Origin of the sequence: Cryobacterium sp. TMT2-10 (genome assembly GCF_004403075.1) — a bacterium.
In the GTDB taxonomy this organism is placed as follows: Bacteria; Actinomycetota; Actinomycetes; order Actinomycetales; family Microbacteriaceae; genus Cryobacterium; species Cryobacterium shii.
Genome location: NZ_SOGW01000107.1, coordinates 1 through 17,199 on the forward strand (window position 1 = coordinate 1; position 17,199 = coordinate 17,199).

Annotated in this window: 14 protein-coding genes; 9 read left to right on the plus strand and 5 right to left on the minus strand. The window is 69.1% G+C overall.

Annotated features, from left to right (window positions below):
- Nucleotides 1-970, minus strand: a 970-nt coding sequence (locus E3T37_RS13210) for an FAD-binding oxidoreductase (protein ID WP_134367534.1), incomplete at its 3' end; no start/stop codon positions are given.
- 139 nt (nucleotides 971-1,109) lie between these two features.
- Between E3T37_RS13210 and E3T37_RS13215 the strand changes: the two genes are divergently transcribed.
- The 3 genes from E3T37_RS13215 to E3T37_RS13225 all read left to right on the plus strand — a co-directional run bounded on the left by E3T37_RS13215 (nucleotide 1,110) and on the right by E3T37_RS13225 (nucleotide 4,533).
- The gene (locus E3T37_RS13215; RefSeq protein WP_370292547.1) at nucleotides 1,110-2,837 is read left to right on the plus strand and encodes an AlkA N-terminal domain-containing protein; all 1,728 of its coding nucleotides are present in this window, start codon (nucleotides 1,110-1,112) and stop codon (nucleotides 2,835-2,837) included.
- Nucleotides 2,838-2,841: 4 nt separating this feature from the next.
- Nucleotides 2,842-3,717, plus strand: coding sequence for a fumarylacetoacetate hydrolase family protein (locus E3T37_RS13220; RefSeq protein ID WP_241978661.1), 876 nt, complete (start codon nucleotides 2,842-2,844; stop codon nucleotides 3,715-3,717).
- Between the two features lie 78 nt (nucleotides 3,718-3,795).
- Nucleotides 3,796-4,533 carry a glycosyltransferase family A protein gene (locus E3T37_RS13225; RefSeq protein WP_134367536.1) on the plus strand — a complete coding sequence of 246 codons (738 nt, stop codon included), beginning with the start codon at nucleotides 3,796-3,798 and terminating at the stop codon, nucleotides 4,531-4,533.
- 22 nt (nucleotides 4,534-4,555) lie between these two features.
- Here E3T37_RS13225 and E3T37_RS13230 read toward each other — a convergent pair whose 3' ends face one another.
- Entirely contained in the window at nucleotides 4,556-5,482 is a 927-nt protein-coding gene (locus E3T37_RS13230; protein ID WP_134367538.1) for an alpha/beta fold hydrolase, read from the minus strand.
- A gap of 83 nt (nucleotides 5,483-5,565) precedes the next feature.
- Nucleotides 5,566-7,110 carry an amino acid permease gene (locus E3T37_RS13235; RefSeq protein WP_134367540.1) on the minus strand — a complete coding sequence of 515 codons (1,545 nt, stop codon included), beginning with the start codon at nucleotides 7,108-7,110 and terminating at the stop codon, nucleotides 5,566-5,568.
- A gap of 223 nt (nucleotides 7,111-7,333) precedes the next feature.
- Here E3T37_RS13235 and E3T37_RS13240 point away from each other — a divergent pair, with 223 nt between their 5' ends.
- The 5 genes from E3T37_RS13240 to E3T37_RS13260 all read left to right on the plus strand — a co-directional run bounded on the left by E3T37_RS13240 (nucleotide 7,334) and on the right by E3T37_RS13260 (nucleotide 12,493).
- The gene (locus E3T37_RS13240; protein ID WP_134367542.1) at nucleotides 7,334-8,701 is read left to right on the plus strand and encodes a glutamine synthetase family protein; all 1,368 of its coding nucleotides are present in this window, start codon (nucleotides 7,334-7,336) and stop codon (nucleotides 8,699-8,701) included.
- Complete coding sequence (locus E3T37_RS13245; protein ID WP_134367544.1) at nucleotides 8,688-9,458, plus strand: gamma-glutamyl-gamma-aminobutyrate hydrolase family protein; 771 nt, start codon at nucleotides 8,688-8,690, stop codon at nucleotides 9,456-9,458. The genes E3T37_RS13240 and E3T37_RS13245 overlap by 14 nt, the downstream gene beginning before the upstream one ends.
- Nucleotides 9,455-10,816: an aldehyde dehydrogenase gene (locus tag E3T37_RS13250; protein ID WP_134367546.1), complete on the plus strand. Its 1,362-nt coding sequence runs from the start codon at nucleotides 9,455-9,457 to the stop codon at nucleotides 10,814-10,816. The genes E3T37_RS13245 and E3T37_RS13250 overlap by 4 nt, the downstream gene beginning before the upstream one ends.
- A gap of 75 nt (nucleotides 10,817-10,891) precedes the next feature.
- On the plus strand, nucleotides 10,892-11,683 hold the full coding sequence (locus E3T37_RS13255; protein ID WP_166787103.1) for a 3-oxoacyl-ACP reductase: 792 nt from the start codon (nucleotides 10,892-10,894) through the stop codon (nucleotides 11,681-11,683).
- 66 nt (nucleotides 11,684-11,749) lie between these two features.
- Nucleotides 11,750-12,493: a FadR/GntR family transcriptional regulator gene (locus tag E3T37_RS13260; protein WP_134367583.1), complete on the plus strand. Its 744-nt coding sequence runs from the start codon at nucleotides 11,750-11,752 to the stop codon at nucleotides 12,491-12,493.
- Between the two features lie 49 nt (nucleotides 12,494-12,542).
- On the opposite strand, the gene E3T37_RS13265 is transcribed toward E3T37_RS13260, so the two are convergent.
- Nucleotides 12,543-13,880 (minus strand): NCS2 family permease, encoded by a 1,338-nt coding sequence (locus tag E3T37_RS13265; protein WP_370262221.1) that lies wholly within the window; start codon nucleotides 13,878-13,880, stop codon nucleotides 12,543-12,545.
- 299 nt (nucleotides 13,881-14,179) lie between these two features.
- A complete protein-coding gene (locus tag E3T37_RS13270) occupies nucleotides 14,180-15,778 on the minus strand; it encodes a carboxylesterase/lipase family protein (RefSeq protein ID WP_134367550.1) in 1,599 nt (532 codons plus the stop codon).
- A 59-nt stretch (nucleotides 15,779-15,837) separates the two neighbouring features.
- On the opposite strand from E3T37_RS13270, the gene E3T37_RS13275 reads away from it, so the two are divergent.
- Complete coding sequence (locus E3T37_RS13275; RefSeq protein WP_134367552.1) at nucleotides 15,838-17,118, plus strand: uracil-xanthine permease family protein; 1,281 nt, start codon at nucleotides 15,838-15,840, stop codon at nucleotides 17,116-17,118.
- The last annotated feature ends 81 nt before the right edge of the window (nucleotides 17,119-17,199 follow it).

A 17,199-nucleotide genomic window follows, 5' to 3' on the forward strand; every position in this document is an offset into this window, starting at 1 on the left:
GCACGGCCAGCAGCCGGTCGGCGGTGGCGCCCCCCGCGGCATCCGCCAGGCGGACCTCACCGCCCGCGGCCCGCAGCACGGCTGCGGCCTGTTCGGCCTCGGCGAGCGCGCCCGGCCCATCCGTCTGCAGCAGCAGGAACGCGCCGCGGTCGATCGGAAGGCCCGCCGTCTGGTCCGGCCCGAGGTAGGCCGCGATCATCGCCAGGGCAGCCGAGTCGATCAGTTCCATCACGGCCGGGCACAGGCGGGATGCCGTGATGAGGGCGGATGCCGCCGCCGCGAGTGCCACATCGGGGAACACGGCTCCGAGGGTGACGGTCTCCCCCGCGGTGATGGCCCTGGCCCGCACGGTGGCCTCGACGATCACGCCGAGGGTGCCCTCCGATCCGGTCAGCAGAGCGGTGAGGTCGTAGCCCGTGACGCCCTTGACGGTGCGGCGGCCCGTCTTCAGCAGCCGCCCGTCGGCAAGCACGACCGTCAGCGCGAGCACCGCCTCGCGGGTGACCCCGTACTTGGCGCAGAGCAGGCCGCCGGCATTCGTGGCGATGTTGCCGCCGACGGAGGCGAAGCCCTTACTGGCCGGGTCGGGGGCGAACCACAGCCCGTGTTCGGCGAGCGCGTCGTTGAGGTGCTGGTTGATCACGCCCGGTTCGACCACGGCCAGCTCGTCCTCGGGGCGGATCTCGAGGATCCGGTTCATCCCCCGAACGTTGAGCACGATGCTTCCATCCGTGCCGCACGCTCCCCCGGACAGCCCGGTGCCGGTGCCCCGGGTGACCACGGGGATGCGGAACTCCGTTGCGATCCGGAGCACGGCCTGCACCTCCGGGACGGATGTCGCCCGCACCAGGGCCAGCGGCATGCCCGGGGCCACCCAGCCGGACTTGTCGGTTCGAGTCGCCGCCAACTCGACCGGATCGATGCTGACGATGCTGCCGAGCTCGGACTGGAGACGTTCCACTGCGGTCATGCCGCCAGAGTACCGGACCGGGCACCCACCCGACCGCCGCGCCGGGCACCCACCGGGGGCAGCGCCGGGAGCAGCGCCGAGCGTCAGCGATGGCCGATTCCCGCTAGCGTCCCCGGTCGCCCGGTGACAGGCTGGACCAGTGACCACCACTTCGACCCGGACGAACGTCCTGCCCGACCCGGACGATATTCCCGACCCGATCTTCGCGACCCGCTACCGGGCCATGTCCTCGCGGGACGCCCGTTTCGACGGTCAGTTCATCACGGGCGTGCACTCCACCGGCATTTACTGCCGTCCGAGCTGCCCGGCGGCGACACCGAAACCCGCCAATGTGTCGTTCTACCTGACCACCGCGGCCGCCCACGAGGCCGGACTGCGGGCGTGCAAGCGCTGCCTGCCCGACGCCGTCCCCGGGTCGCCGGAGTGGAACATCCGTGACGACCTCGCCGCCCGCGCGATGCGCCTGATCGCTGACGGCGCGGTCGAACGGGACGGGGTGCCCGGCCTCGCCCGCCGCCTCGGCTACAGCGAACGGCACCTCACCCGGGTGCTCGTGACCGAGCTCGGCGCCGGCCCGCTCGCACTCGCGCGGGCACACCGCGCGCAGACCGCGCGGCTGCTGCTGCAGGGCAGCGAGCTGTCGATCAGCGCGGTGGCGTTCGCCGCCGGGTTCGGCAGCGTGCGCCAGTTCAACGACACGATCGCCGCCGTCTACGAGCGCACCCCCACCGAACTGCGGCGCACGCTGCAACGCCCGACCCGACCTGCCCGTCCCCGTTCCCCGTCCCCCGAGAGCGCACAGGCCGTCCCTTCAGCCGCCACCGGCATCAGCCTGCAGCTGCCGGCCCGCGCGCCGTTCGACGGACCTGGGCTGTTGCGGTTCCTCGCCGTGCGGGCCCTCGCCGGCGTCGAGCGGGCCACGGCGCAGGTCTATTCCCGCACGTTGCGCCTGCCCCACGGCCCGGCGTGGGTCGAGCTGACGCTGTTGGGAACGGATGCCGCGCCATCCGTGGCCTGCCGCGCCGGCCTGGCCAGCCTCGCCGACCTCGCACCGCTCGTCAGCCGGGTGCGGCGCCTGCTCGACCTGGACGCGGATTCCCGGGCGATCGACCTGGCCCTCGCCGCGGACCCGGCCCTGGCGGCCGGCGTCGCGGCGACCCCCGGCATGCGCCTGCCCGGAAGTATCGACCCCGAGGAGACGTTGTTCCGTGCGCTGATCGGGCAGCAGGTCTCCGTGGCGGCCGCCCGCACAGCGCTCACCCGCCTGACCGCGGCGCTCGGCGACGCGTTCCCGGGGGCCGCCGGCGCCCCGGCACCCGGGGGCGACCAGCCCGGCACCGACCAGCCCGGCACTGACCAGCACGGCTCCGACCAGCCGCTCCGGCTCTTCCCCACCGCCGCGCGGATCGCCGCGGAGGGNGCACGGCTCCGACCAGCCGCTCCGGCTCTTCCCCACCGCCGCGCGGATCGCCGCGGAGGGCCGCAGCGTGCTCCGCGGCCCGGCCGCCCGCATCGACACGATCATGCGGGTGGCCGAGGAGCTGAGCACGGGCGCCCTCACGCTCTCCTTCGGCGATACCAGGGCGGACCTCGAGTCGCGGCTCACCGCCCTCCCCGGGATCGGGCCCTGGACGGCCGGCTACGTCGCGCTGCGCGTGCTGGGCAGTCCCGACATCCTGCTGACCAGCGACCTGGCCCTGCGCCAGGGCGCCGCCCGACTCGGACTGCCCCCGGATGCCCGGAATCTCGCGCGCCACGGGGAGGACTGGGCGCCGTGGCGCAGTTACGCGGGCATGCACCTGTGGCGGGCCGCGGGCACCCCGGCGGCGGACCTGCCCCGCACCCCTTCTTCGGGCAGGTAGCCTGAACAGGTGAAATTCGCCCATCTCAGAGTTGACGGCCAGTCCACCCCGCGTCTCGCGGCGGTCTTCGAGGACGCAGCGCTGTTCCTCGACGAAATCATGGAGGAGGCCCCGCGCGATCTGCAGGACCTGCTCGAAAAGGGCGATGACGAGTTCGACCGGGTGCGCGCCCTGAGCATGCACGCCGCGGCACAGGGAGCCACGCTCACGCCGCTCTCCGAGCTGCGCTACTCCTCGGCGGTGCTGCGACCGCCGCAGATCATCGCGATCGGCGCCAACTACGCCGCCCATTCCTCCGAACTCAAGCTCCGGTCCGAGACCGCGGCGACCGTGTTCTCGCTCTGGCCCAACTCGCTGACCGGGCACGAGTCCACGATCACATGGTCGACCGACCAAACGCAGCAGGTCGACTACGAGGCCGAGCTCGGCGTGATCATCGGCCGGGCCGCCCATAAGGTGTCCGTGGCGGACGCCCTCGACCACGTCTTCGGCTACACCGTCGTGAACGACATCACCGCGCGTGACCTGCAGTTCTCCGAGGCCCAGTGGTCGCGCTGCAAGTCCTTCGACGGCTTCACACCCACCGGCCCCGTCGTCATCACGGCAGACCAGATCGCCGACCCGCAGGACCTGTGGCTCACCACCCACGTCGACGGTCGCATCCTGCAGGACGCCTCGAGCGGCGACATGGTGCGCTCGGTCGCCGAGATCATCTCCTACCTCTCCCAGACATCGACCCTGCTGCCGGGCACGCTGATCTCCACCGGCAGCCCGGGCGGCGCCGGCTACAGCCGCAAACCGCCGGTCTTCCTTCGTGACGGGTCGACCGTGACCATCACGATCGACAAGATCGGTTTCCTGACCACGCACTGCCGCGCAATCTGATTTCCAGCCGGGCGTAAGCTCGGCACCAAATCGTTGTTCCAGGCCCGGGGCGCCGATGCGAACGCGAGGGAGGACGCCATGACAACGATCTCTGTCGTCATCCCCTGCTTCAACGACGCCGGCCTGCTCGCCACCTGCCTCGCTGCCCTGGCCGCCCAGGACCGCCCGGCCGACGAGGTGATCGTCGTGGACAACGCGAGCACGGATGCCACGGCCGCCACCGCCCGCGCCGCCGGAGCGCGCGTCGTGTACGAGCCCGTGCAGGGGATCTGGCCGGCCGCCGCGGCGGGCTACGACGCGGCGACGGGGGACGTGATCGCGCGCCTCGACGCCGACTCCGTTCCTGCCCCCGACTGGCTGGCGCGGCTCGAGTCCGGCCTGGCCCGGTCTCCCGAGGCGGACCTCATCACCGGGACCGGTGACTTCTACGACAGCAGTCCGCTCGTGGCCTGGCTGGGACAGACGTTCTACCTCGGCGGCTACTTCTTCTGGGTCGGCCTCTGGCTCGCGCACCACCCCGTGTTCGGGTCGAATTTCGCCATGCACCGGGATGTCTGGCTGAGAGCCCGTGACCGGGTGCACCGGGAGCGGAGCGACATCCACGACGACCTCGATCTGAGCATGAACCTGGATCCGGCAGTGCAGGTGCGGTACGAGCACACCCTGAGGGTGGGCGTCTCCGGACGCCCGTTCGCCACCTGGAGCGGCTTCGCCCGCCGGGTGCGGTGGGGATTCCGCACCCTCCTGCAGGACTGGCCCGAGGACACCCCCTGGCGCCGGCGCGCCGCCCGGCACCGCCTCCGGGTGCGCACCTGATCAGTCCGACCGACCCGGTCTGCTAGCCAGGTTCGGCCGACCGGTACAACGCGAGCATGTCCCGCGCCAACTGGTGCGGGGTGGTCTCGCACGGGCTGTGTCCGGTGGGGTAGACGCGGAATCGCGCCCCGATGCTGTTCGCGAAGGCGCGGTGGACATCCGTCGACCACAGGTCATGATGGCCCACGGCGACGAGCACGGGGATGGCCGAGTGCCGCAGCAGTGCGCTCAGATCGGGCACGTGCATCAGTAGCCCGACGATCTCGTCAACGCTGCGGCGGTTCGTGTAGGCGAACCGCAGCCGCACCAGGGCGAGGCGGCCGGGCGGAACCCGGTTCAGGTTGGAGACGATGCCCCAGACGATCAGGGAGGCGATCTGGCGCGGACGCAGCACGTAGCTCAACGCGCCGATCCAGCGCACCCGGCGGAACGCCTGGCCGGACTGCGGCGGCACGCCGAGCAGCACCAGGCTCCCGAACAGTTCGGGCCGATCGGCGAAAGCCAGCTCGGCGACGATTCCGGCGAAGGAGTAGCCGAGCACATGCACCGGGGTGCTCCCCGCCGCCAGGAAGGCGATCAGGTCGGCGACGAAGAGGCCGTACTCGTACGGGCTGCCGTCGACGGGGCCGGCGGCGGCCGATTGGTACTGTCCGGCCAGGTCGTAGCTCTCCACCAGGAAGCCGGCGTCGGCGAGCAGGGGCCCCAACAGCACGAAATCTTCTTTGGACCCGGTGGCGCCGGGGAGCAGGACGACCCGCGGATGCCCCGGGTCGCCCACCGCGAAAGCGGCGAGCGCGCCGCTCGGAGCCGGAAAACGGAAGGCCCGGCTACCGGCAGGCAGCACGTTCCAGCCCCGGTCGGGCAGGGTGCGGTCGCGGACGCCGGGGTCCGACGGAGCCGCCCAGCCCGGTTTTCGGCGGTGCGCGGAGCGGTGTTCCCGGATGGACATGGCGTCACAGTAGCGCCGGTGCAGCCGCCCCGCGAGGGGACGTTCGCTCCGCTGCTCGGCGCCCCGCCCCAGGCCGCATCACGCTACTCTGTGGGAGCATCCCGCCCGTCCAGCGCGAGGATTTCCTCCTCCACCGGCCCTCCGTAACCTTCCTTCTGCGGGTCGCCGTGCAGTCCGCCGGAAACCGCATACTCCTCTTCCGGGGAGAGGACGAGCCGCTTGCGCCCGTACAGAGCGAAGACGAGGAGCATGACCACGTAGACCACCGCGATGGCCGCGATCGCCGGTCGGGCCGGTTCGTTGATGAAGAACCCGAAGAAGATCGCCAGCGAGAGGATGCCGGCGACGACCGCACCGGGCACGCCCCACGGGCTGCGGTACGGGCGGTTCGCGTTCGGGAACTTGCGGCGCAGGATCACGAACGAGATCATCTGCAGAATGTACGCGATCACGGCGCCCCAGACCGCGATGTTCAGCACGATGGCTCCTGCCACGCCGCCCGTTCCGCCGAGCGCGTCGACCAGGATCAGAGCCACAAAGCCGATGATTGCCCCGACGAGAAGGGCGACCCCGGGGGTCTGCCGTTTGCCGGTCAGGGAGAGGAACTTCGGGTAGTAGCCGGCCCGGGACAGGGAGTACATGTTGCGTCCGTAAGCGAACATGATGCCCTGCAGGGAGGCGAGCAGGCCGACCAGAGCGAACAGGGCGAGCACCGCGGCAGCCTGGTCGCCGACGATGGCGCGGAAGCCGTCCAACAGGGGCTCCCCCGCGGTGGCGATGTTGGAGGCGCCCACGATCCCGGTGTTCAGGAACAACACGAGCAGGCCCGTGACGATGAGGGTGGTGCGGGCGATCAAGCCAGCCCGGGGGATGTCGCGCACGGGGTTGTGGGCTTCCTCCGCGGCGAGCGGCAGTTCCTCGATTCCGAGGAAGAACCACATGGCATACGGCAGGGCGAACAGGATCGGAATCACCCCGTGCGGCAGGAACTCGGACTGGCCGGCATCGGGCACGATGTCGAAGAGGTTGTCCACGCTGAACAGACCTGAGAAAGCGGCCATGGCGGAGAACACGAGCAGGATGACGATCGAGATGATCGAGACCACGATCGCGAAGGTGAACGAAATGGCCGCGCCGGCGGCATTAAGGCCGATGAACACGGCGTAGAGGATGGCCCACCAGGCCCACGAGGGGAGGGAGAAGCCGAGGAGTTCACTCGTGATGCCATCCGCGTACGAGGCGGAGAAGTAGACGATCACTGCCGTGGTCGCGACGTACTCAATCGTCTCGGCGAGCCCCGTGACGAATCCGCCCCAGGGTCCCAGTGCCGCGCGGGCGAAGGAGTACGCACCGCCGGTGTGAGGCATCGCCGAGGCCATCTCACCGATGCTGAAGATCATGCCGTAGTACATGACGACCAGAAGGGCGAACGCAATCAGCATGCCGCCGAATCCGGCGAAGTCGATGCCGAAGTTCCAGCCGGAGAAGTCGCCCGAGACGACCGCCGCCACAGCGAGGCCCCACAGCCCCCAGATCCCGGCGCTCCGGGTCAATCTGCGTTTCTCGAAGTATCCTGCTTCCGCCGTTGTGTACTGCACGCCTGAGACTTTCAAGGTGTCTTTGGACATCCTGGTTCCTTTGCGCTCTGGTCATGCGCGTCGACACTGTCGACCACACAACGCCGTGAGTTTTTCTTGGCCTGACTATAAGGCCCCCAATGGTTGCGTGTACATACCTTTGCGAGAAAGTTTCGTCGCACCCGGCCCGAAAGTTCTCCCCTGTTCTGGTTCTGATCTGTGGTCTAATGGTCGGGAAGTTGACCATTCAGCCAGGCTCACTGAGGAGATGCTCATGACACCCCGATCCGGAAACCTATCGTTTGAGGACCTGACCGCGCTCGTGGGCTCGGGTGAGATCGACACGGTCGTCGTCGCCTTCACCGACATGCAGGGGCGGTTGGTGGGCAAGCGGGTCTCCGCGCGGCTCTTCCTCGAAGATGTCGCGAGCCATGGCGCGGAATGCTGCAACTACCTGCTCGCGGTGGATGTCGAGATGAATACGGTGGACGGCTACGAGATGTCGAGCTGGAGGCGTGGCTACGGCGATATGGCGATGATCCCCGACCTCGCCACGCTGCGCCGGGCGCCGTGGCTCCCGGGCGCCGCGCTCGTCACAGCCGACCTGCAGTGGCTGGACAAGACGCCGGTCGTGGCCTCCCCGCGTCAGATCCTGAAAGCGCAGCTGGCGCGTCTGGCCGAACGTGGGCTCGTGCCCTACGTGGGCACCGAGCTGGAGTTCATCGTCTTCGACGACGGTTACCGGGAGGCGTGGAAGAAGGGTTACCGAGACCTGACCCCGGCCAGCGATTACAACATCGACTACGCGCTGCTCGCTTCCACTCGGATGGAACCGCTGCTGCGGGACATCCGGAATGCCATGGACGGCGCGGGGATGTACTGCGAAGGCGTCAAAGGCGAGTGCAACCTCGGCCAGCAGGAGATCGCCTTCCGTTACACGGACGCCCTCGCCACCTGCGACAATCACTCGATCTACAAGAACGGGGCCAAGGAAATAGCGGATGCGCACGGCAAGAGCCTGACCTTCATGGCCAAGTTCAACGAGCGTGAGGGCAACAGCTGCCACATCCACATCAGCCTGCGCGGCACGGACGGGTCGGCGGTCTTCGCCGAGAAGGGTGCGGATCACGGCATGTCGAAGCTTTTCCGCCACTTCCTCGCCGGCCAGGTGGCCGTCATGCGCGAACTCACCCTCTTTTCCGCCCCCAACATCAACTCCTATAAACGTTACGTCGCGGGCAGCTTCGCGCCCACGGCGATCGCCTGGGGGCTGGACAACCGCACCTGCGCACTGCGAGTGGTGGGAGCCGGTTTGGGCCTTCGGGTGGAGAACCGGGTGCCCGGCGGCGACGTGAACCAGTATTTGGCCGTGGCCGCGCTGATCGCGGCCGGCCTCCACGGCATCGAGAACGAAATGGAGCTGGACGATGCTTTCGTCGGCAACGCGTACGAGAGCGATGCGGAGCGGGTGCCGGCCTCGTTGAGGGAGGCCACCGCACTGTTCGCGACCTCCGCGGTCGCCCGGGAAGCCTTCGGCGACGAGGTCGTCGACCACTACCTCAACAATGCCCGGACCGAACTGGCTGCCTACGACGCGGCGGTGACCGACTGGGAGCGGGTGCGCGGCTTTGAACGACTCTGAGCTCTCAAGGCCTCGACCCGTCATCGGCCTGACCACCTATCTCGAACAGTCACAAACCGGAGTCTGGGATGTGCCGGCCGCTTTCCTCCCCCAGGTCTACTTCGACTCGGTGACCCGGGCCGGCGGGATCGCCGTGCTCCTACCCCCGCAGCCGGCCAACCCCGCCATCGCCGCTGGGGTCCTCGACCGGCTGGACGGCCTGATCATCACCGGGGGCAAGGACGTCGACCCGGCGAGATACGGCCAGTCGTCCCACGCTGCCACCGATGAGCCCCGTCCCGACCGGGACGACTGGGAGCACGAGCTCCTGCTCGAGGCCATCGCCCGCGAGTTGCCCTTCCTCGGGATCTGCCGGGGTGCCCAAATGCTCAACGTGGTTCTCGGCGGTACCCTGCACCAGCACCTGCCTGACGTGGTCGGCCACGGCGGCTACCAGGCCGGCGGCGGCGTTTTCAACGCGGTGGAGGTTGAACTCCACCCGCAATCCCAGTTGCACGGGCTGCTCGACGGTGGCACCGCCCCGCTCGCCGTGCCCGTTTACCACCACCAGTCCATCGACCGCGTGGGCGAGCGCCTCGTCGTCACCGCCCGCAGCCTCGAGGGCGTCGTGCAGGCCGTCGAGCTCGACGGCGTTCCCTTCGGGGTCGCGGTTCAGTGGCATCCCGAACAGGACGACGCGGACATCCGTCTCTTCGCGGGCCTCGTCGACGCGGCCGCCCAATACCGGGCCGACCGGCAGAGAGAGGAACGATCGTGAGCAGTTACACCGTCATCAACCCCGCCGATCAGACCGAGGTGTCGATCGTCGAGCACGTCGATCTCGCGGGCACCGACGAGGCTGTACGCCGCGCCGTAGCAGCGCAGCGGCTCTGGGCCCAGGTGGCCCCCGCCGACAAAGCACTGGTGCTGAGGCGGTTCGCCGACGCCGTGGACGGGGACCGGGAGAACCTGGCCCGAATCGAAGTGATGAACTCGGGGCATCCGATCACGCAGGCCCGCTGGGAGGCCGGCCACGTGCGTGATGTACTGACCTACTACTCTGCTGCGCCCGAGCGCCTCTTCGGCCGGCAGATTCCCGTGGCGAACGGACTGGACGTGACCTTCCACGAGCCTCTCGGCGTGGTGGGCATCATCACGCCGTGGAATTTCCCGATGACGATCGCGGCCTGGGGCTTCGCGCCCGCCCTCGCGGCCGGAAACGCGGTGCTGCTCAAGCCCGCGGAATGGACGCCGCTGTCCAGCATCCGTTTGGGCGAACTCGCCCAGGCGGCCGGTCTGCCTGACGGCCTGTTCCAGGTGCTGCCGGGGCGCGGCTCCGTGGTCGGTGAGCGTTTCGTCACCCATCCCTCGGTGCGGAAAGTCGTCTTCACCGGGTCGACCGCCGTGGGCAAACGCATCATGGCGGGGTGCGCCGACCAGGTCAAACGGGTCACCCTCGAACTCGGCGGCAAGAGCGCCAATATAGTCTTCGCCGACTCGGACCTGGAGAAGGCCGCCGCGACGGCGCCCTACGGGGTGTTCGAGAACGCCGGCCAGGACTGCTGTGCACGCAGCCGAATCCTGGTAGAGCGGAGCGTCTACGACCGGTTCATGGAACTGCTCGAACCGGCCGTGACCGGAGTGCGCGTGGGCGACCCGGCCGATGAGGCGACCGAGATGGGTCCGCTGGTCTCGGCCGCTCACCTCGCGTCGGTCAGGAGCTATGTGCCGGTGGGTTCCCCCGTCGCCTTCCGCGGCAACGCACCGACCGGTCCCGGCTTCTGGTTCCCGCCCACCGTGTTGACCCCCGATTCCCGCTCCGACCGCTGCGTGACGGACGAGATATTCGGCCCCGTGGTCACCGTGCTGCCCTTCCAGGACGAGGCGGATGCCGTGCGGCTGGCCAACGACACCGAGTACGGGCTCTCCGGCTCGATCTGGACCAGGGACGTCGGCCGAGCCCTCCGGGTGGCGCGCTCCGTCGAATCCGGAAACCTCTCGGTCAACTCGCACTCATCCGTGCGGTATTCGACACCGTTCGGGGGCTTCAAACAGTCCGGGCTCGGCCGCGAATTGGGCCCGGACGCCCCCCTGAGCTTCACCGACACCAAGAACGTCTTCATCGCCGTCGATTGAAGCGGCGATCCCGAAACAACCTTCTTTCCAGTCGATCCCGCCCGCCAGAACCTCACACCAAGGAGAACTCCAGCCATGAGCAGCCTCACCCCCATCGATCTCACGCAACGGCTCGCGGGCAAGGTCGCCGTGATCACCGGCGGTGCCAGCGGCATCGGACTGGCCACCGCAAAACGATTCGCCGCAGAGGGGGCGACCGTCGTGATCGGCGACCTCGACGAAACATCGGGCCTCGCTGCCGCGGAACTGGTCAACGGACTCTTCGTCAAGGTGGACGTGACTGACCAGGACCAGGTCGACACACTCTTCGACACCGCCTATCTCACCTTCGGCTCGGTCGACGTGGCCTTCAACAACGCCGGGATCTCACCGCCCGACGACGACTCGATCGAGACCACCGAGCTGCCGGCCTGGCAGAAGGTACAGGACGTCAACCTGAAATCCGTCTACCTCTGCTGCCGGTCCGCTCTGCGATACATGGTCAAGCAGGGCGGTGGTTCGATCATCAACACTGCCTCGTTCGTGGCGGTGCTCGGCTCGGCCACGAGTCAGATCTCCTACACCGCGTCGAAGGGCGGCGTGCTGGCGATGAGCCGTGAGCTCGGCGTGCAGTTCGCCCGGCAGGGCATCCGGGTCAACGCCCTCTGCCCGGGCCCGGTGAACACTCCCCTGCTACAGGAACTGTTCGCCAAAGACCCGGAACGGGCGGCCCGGCGTCTCGTGCACATCCCGGTCGGGAGGTTCGCGGAGCCGGAGGAACTTGCCGCCGCTGTCGCGTTCCTGGCCAGCGACGACTCCTCGTTCATCACCGGATCCACGTTCCTCGTCGACGGCGGCATCAGCTCGGCCTACGTGACGCCGGAATGACCTGACTCAAAACCGTGATGAACTAGATGAACTAGGAGTCTGCATGGAGGGCGGAGACAGACCGTGATCGACGAACAGCCGGGCCTGGACAGCGGCCTACTGCTGCGCCCCGTCCACGGCGGCAACGCTTTCGAAGAGACTGTGCAGCGCCTGCTGCAGACGGTGCGGCTGGGATTGATCGCACCGGGCGAGCGCCTGCCCGCCGAACGCGAGCTCGCCGCCATGCTCGCCGTCAGCCGGGACACCGTCCGGGACGCCATCGCGTCCCTCGCGGAGGCCGGTTACCTGGTCTCCCGGCGCGGACGGTACGGCGGCACCTTCGTCAGCGACGCCCTTCCCAGGCAGACACCCGGGGTCGACCACAGCGGCGAGCTGGTGACCCGCCGGGACATCCCTCCCACGGAAATCGAGGATGCACTCACCCTGCGAGAGATCCTTGAGGTCGGGGCCGCTCGGCACGCCGCCGCACGCACTCTGTCCCCCGCCGAACGCGAGGTGCTCTGGCACAGCCTGAGCGATTCGATCGGCGCGGCCGGGGAGGACTACCGCCGCCTCGACTCTCGGCTGCACCTCACCATCGGAGAACTGGCCGGATCCCCCTCCCTCGTGCCACTACTGGCCGAGGTCCGGATGCGCGTGAACGAGCTGCTCGACCAGATCCCCTCGCTCGGCCCGAACATCGCTCACTCCGACCGACAACACGAACAGATCGTCACCGCGATCCTGACCGGAAGACCTGACGCGGCGGCGCACGCGATGGCCGAGCACCTGGCCGGTACGGCACTGCTCCTGCGCGGCTTTCTGGAATAGAAAACGGGGCAGGGGTACGGCTCGCCGCACCCCTGCCCCACGTGTCTGCCTACGCGCCGAGCAGCGCCTCGATCGGGCCGCGCACGAAGAAGACCAGGAACCCGGCCGCGACGATCCAGAGCAGCGGGCTGATCTCGCGCGCCTTGCCGGAGAACGAGCGCACCAGCACCCAGCTGATGAAGCCGGCCCCGATGCCGTTGGCGATCGAGTAGGTCAGCGGCATCACGAGGATGGTCAGGAAGACCGGGAGCACGATCGAGAAGTCCGAGAAGTCGATGAACCTGATCTGGGACACCATCATCGCGCCGACGATCACGAGGGCGGCCGCGGCCACCTCGAGCGGAACGATCTGGGTGAGCGGGGTGAAGAACATGGCGGCGAGGAACAGAAGCCCCGTCACCACGTTGGCCAGGCCCGTGCGCGCCCCCTCGCCGATGCCGGCCCCGGACTCGATGAACACCGTGTTCGAGGAGGCGGACGTGGAACCACCCATGACGGCGCCGACGCCCTCCACGATCAGGGCCGACTTCAGACGCGGGAAGTTGCCCTTGTCGTCGGCGATCCCGGCCTCGTTCGCCAGGCCGGTCATGGTGCCCATCGCGTCGAAGAAGTTCGTGAAGACGAGCGTGAAGACCAGCATCAGCGCGGCGAGCACGCCGATCCGTTCGAATGCGCCGAAGCTGACCTGGCCGACCAGGCTGAGGTCAGGCAGGGACACGATGGAGGTCGGCACGACCGGCGCGTTCAGGTTCCAGCCGTTCGGGTTCTGGCCGAGCGACGGGCCGACCTTGAAGATGGCCTCCAGGATCACGGCGATCAGAGTGGTGGCGACGATGCCGATCAGGAGGGCGGCCTTGACCTTGCGGGCGACCAGGATGCCGAGGATGATCAGGCCGATCACGAACACGGTCGTCGGCAGGCTCACGACGGAGCCGTTCTCGCCCAGCTGCACCGGCGGCGAGGCCGTGCCGCTCGAGCGGACGAAGCCGGAGTCGACCAGCCCGATGAACGCGATGAACAGGCCGATGCCGACCGTGATGGCGATCTTCAGCTGGCGGGGAACGGCGTTGAAGATGAGTTCGCGCAGACCGGTCGAGGCCAGCAGCACGATGATCAGGCCGTTGATGACCACGAGGCCCATGGCCTCTGCCCAGGTCACCTGGCCCACGACACTCACGGCCAGGAAGGAGTTGATGCCGAGGCCGGCGGCGAAGCCGAACGGCAGCCGGGCGATGACGCCGAAGAGGATGGTCATGACGCCGGCGGTGAGGGCGGTGACCGCGGCGACCTGCGCGTTGGGCAGCCATCCGCCGGCCACGTCGACCGCGGCCTGGTCGGCGCTGAAACCGCCGAGGATGAGCGGGTTGAGGATGACGATGTAGGCCATCGTGACGAACGTCACCAGGCCGCCGCGGATCTCCCGGCCCCAGGTGGAGCCGCGCCCCGTGATCTCGAAGTACCGGTCGAGCCGGGCGCGGGTGCCCGATTTCTCGGCGCTTGATTTCTCGGAGCCCGATTTCTCGGCGCCCGTGGCCGGGGTGTCCGGCTTCGGGGCAGGGTTGGATGACGTGTGGGTCTCTGTTTCAGAAATGGGGTTCTCCTGGTGGCCGACTCAGCTGATTCTCAGTTCTCCAGTTTACGGCCCCGGAGACCGTCCGGATTCCCGCGAGTCCGCCGGCCGGCGGCTCAGATGTGCGGGACGAAGGCGCCCCAGGCGCGTCGGCGGCCACCGAGCGGGTCGGACTCGATCCGGTCGACGGAGTCGATGATCAGGGTCTGGCGGTCGACCTCGTCGTAGCGGGGCCAGGCGGCATCCGGACTGCCGGTGGCCGCGAAGGCCAGCCACCAGTCCTGCATCCGTCTGCCCACCGCCTGGAACTGGCGCCGCCCGCCGAGCGCCGTCATGCCGCGGCCGGGCCAGCCGTCGAGCCGGTCGAACAGGGGGAACAGCTCGAGCCCGTGGGTGGCGTCGAGCCCCATCGCCCGCAGCAGCCGCGGGGCGGCGTCGAACCGGTAGAAATGCACCGGCGCATAGCGCGAGTGACGCTCCCCCACCCGCACGCTCGGGTACCAGAACGAGAAGTCGCCGCCGAAGTCCAGCGCGGGGCGGAGGGCCGGGATGCCGGGGTACTGCGCCTTCAGGGCCTTCCGCGCCTTCTTGCGGGTGTTGCCGAAGACGGCGCTGATTCGCTTCGGCGTGGTGGCGAGGATGTCGATCCGCCCGCTGAACAGGGATCCCTCGCGGGCGTTCGTGCCGATGATCAGCGGAACCCGGTGCGCGCGCCCGTCGCGGAAGGCGTCAAGCGGGCGTTCGGGCAGGAAGTCGCCGTCGATGACGGGCGAGAGCGGGATGGTGCCCGGGTACCGGTCGGGCGCGCGCCGGGTGAGGTCGGTGGTCGCCTCGGCCAGCCGCGCCGGATCCGCCGCGATGAGCAGGGCCGCCGGGTCCGGCGCCGGCTGCCCCGGGTCCGCCTGTCCGGCCGCGCCGCTCCGCCGGGCCAGGAGGCTGACGAAGTCGCCGGCCCACTCGGCGGTGATCTCCGGCGAGTAGACGGCGTTCGGAGGGGCGCTCTGGGCGATGGCGCGGTGGAACAGCCCGGCGGCGGCGGGAACGGTCATCAGGGTGGTCACGGCGTTGCCGCCGGCCGACTCGCCGAAGAGAGTGACGGCATCCGGGTCGCCACCGAAGGACGCGATGTTGTCCCGCACCCATTCGAGGGCCGCCACCTGGTCGCGCAGCCCGAGGTTGCTCTCGAACGGCCGTTCCGGCGTGGAATACCGACTGAAGTCGAGGTAGCCGAGCGCGCCCAGGCGGTAGTTGATGCTGACGTAGACGATGCCGCCCCGGCGCACGAGGCCCTCGCCCTGCCGGGGCACTTCCCGCGAGGACCCCACGCTGTAGGCCCCGCCGTGCACGAAGACCATCACCGGCCGCAGCGGGCGGCGGCCTGCCGGGCCGGCCTGCTTCACCGAAGCGTCGGGCTCGTCGGGTGCGAGCACGTTGAGGTTCAGGCAGTCCTCGCTCTGCGGGATGCGCGGGTGCGCGCCGATGAACTGGCCGCGGTGGCTCTGAGTGGCAACGGGGCCGAAGGACCCGGCGTCCCGCACGCCAGGCCACGACCCGGCCGGCTGCGGTGCCCGGAAACGGAGTTGCCCCACCGGGGCCGCGGCATACGGAATCCCCCGCCAGGCCCGCACGCCGCGCTCGCGGACCCCCCGCACCACACCGGCCCCGACTCGTACCTCGAGGGGGTCGGTGCGAGTCGGTTGTGCGCTTGGTATCACCGTCCGATCCTATTTCTTCACTACGATCGGAACTACGAACGACATGGAAACGAGAAACAATGGCTCTGCCCTGGACCCTGCACGGCGACGGTAAAACGGTCGGAGCCACCGATGTCGTCGGCCCCGGTGAGCGCCTCAACTGGCCGCTCACCATCGGGATCGGCGCCCAGCACGTCGTGGCCATGTTCGGAGCCACCTTCCTGGTGCCGCTGCTGACGGGCTTCCCGCCCAGCACGACCCTGCTCTTCTCCGGCATCGGCACCCTGCTCTTCCTGCTGATCACGCGGAACAGGCTGCCCAGCTACCTCGGCTCCTCCTTCGCCTTCATCGCCCCGATCACGGCCGCCACCGCCACCGCCGGCATGGGCAGCGCCCTGTTCGGCATCATCGTGGTCGGTCTGCTCCTGGCCCTGATCGGTCTGGTCGTGCAACTGACCGGAACCGGCTGGATCGACGCGTTGATGCCCCCCGTGGTGTCCGGCGCGATCGTCGCCCTGATCGGTTTCAACCTGGCCCCGGTCGCGAAGTCGAACTTCGCCCTGGCCCCGCTGACCGCGATCATCACGCTCGCGGCCGTCATCCTCTCGACCGTGCTGTTCCGCGGCATCCTGGGCCGGCTGTCGATCTTCATCGGCGTGGTCGTCGGTTACATCGCCGCCGTCGTTGCTGGCGAGGTCGACTTCAGCGGCGTGGGCGAGGCGGCGTGGATCGGCCTGCCGCAGTTCACCTCGGCCATGAACCCGCTCGACAACCCCGCCGCCGCGCTGGGCATCCTGCCCGCCTTCCTGCCCGTCGTGCTCGTGCTGGTGGCCGAGAACGTGGGCCACATCAAGGGCGTCGCCCAGATGACGGATGCGAAGGTGAACCACCTCACGGGCCGCGCCCTGATGGCCGACGGCCTGGCCACGATGCTCGCCGGTTTCAGCGGCGGGTCGGGCACCACCACGTACGGCGAGAACATCGGCGTCATGGCCGCCACTCGGATCTACTCCACCGCCGCCTACTGGGTGGCCGGCCTGGTCGCGATCCTGCTCGGCCTCTCCCCCAAGATCGGGGCGGTCATCAACACCATCCCGGCGGGCGTCCTCGGCGGCGTGACCACAGCCCTGTACGGACTGATCGGCATCATCGGCGTCAAGATCTGGCTCGACAACAAGGTCGACTTCAGCAAGCCGGTCAACCAGTTCACCGCCGCCACGGCGCTGATCATCGGCATCGCCGACTACACCTTCACGGCCGGCACCCTCAGCTTCAACGGCATCGCGCTCGGAACGGTGGCCGCGATCGTGATCTACCACCTGATGACGTGGGTAGCCAGGGTGCGCGGCACCACGAGGTAGCCGCCGCCGCAGCTGCCGCGGCAGCCGCTGCCGCTGCCGCTGCCGCAGTCGCAGTCGTCTCGGTTCCCCGCGCACATGCTC

Bases quoted from the DNA above. Each gene is read 5' to 3' on its own strand.
- E3T37_RS13230 (WP_134367538.1), bottom strand. From the start codon at position 5,482: ATGTCCATCCGGGAACACCGCTCCGCGCACCGCCGAAAACCGGGCTGG.
- E3T37_RS13255 (WP_166787103.1), top strand. From the start codon at position 10,892: ATGAGCAGCCTCACCCCCATCGATCTCACGCAACGGCTCGCGGGCAAG.
- E3T37_RS13275 (WP_134367552.1), top strand. From the start codon at position 15,838: ATGGCTCTGCCCTGGACCCTGCACGGCGACGGTAAAACGGTCGGAGCC.
- E3T37_RS13235 (WP_134367540.1), bottom strand. From the start codon at position 7,110: ATGTCCAAAGACACCTTGAAAGTCTCAGGCGTGCAGTACACAACGGCG.
- E3T37_RS13225 (WP_134367536.1), top strand. From the start codon at position 3,796: ATGACAACGATCTCTGTCGTCATCCCCTGCTTCAACGACGCCGGCCTG.
- E3T37_RS13240 (WP_134367542.1), top strand. From the start codon at position 7,334: ATGACACCCCGATCCGGAAACCTATCGTTTGAGGACCTGACCGCGCTC.
- E3T37_RS13265 (WP_370262221.1), bottom strand. From the start codon at position 13,880: ATGGCCTACATCGTCATCCTCAACCCGCTCATCCTCGGCGGTTTCAGC.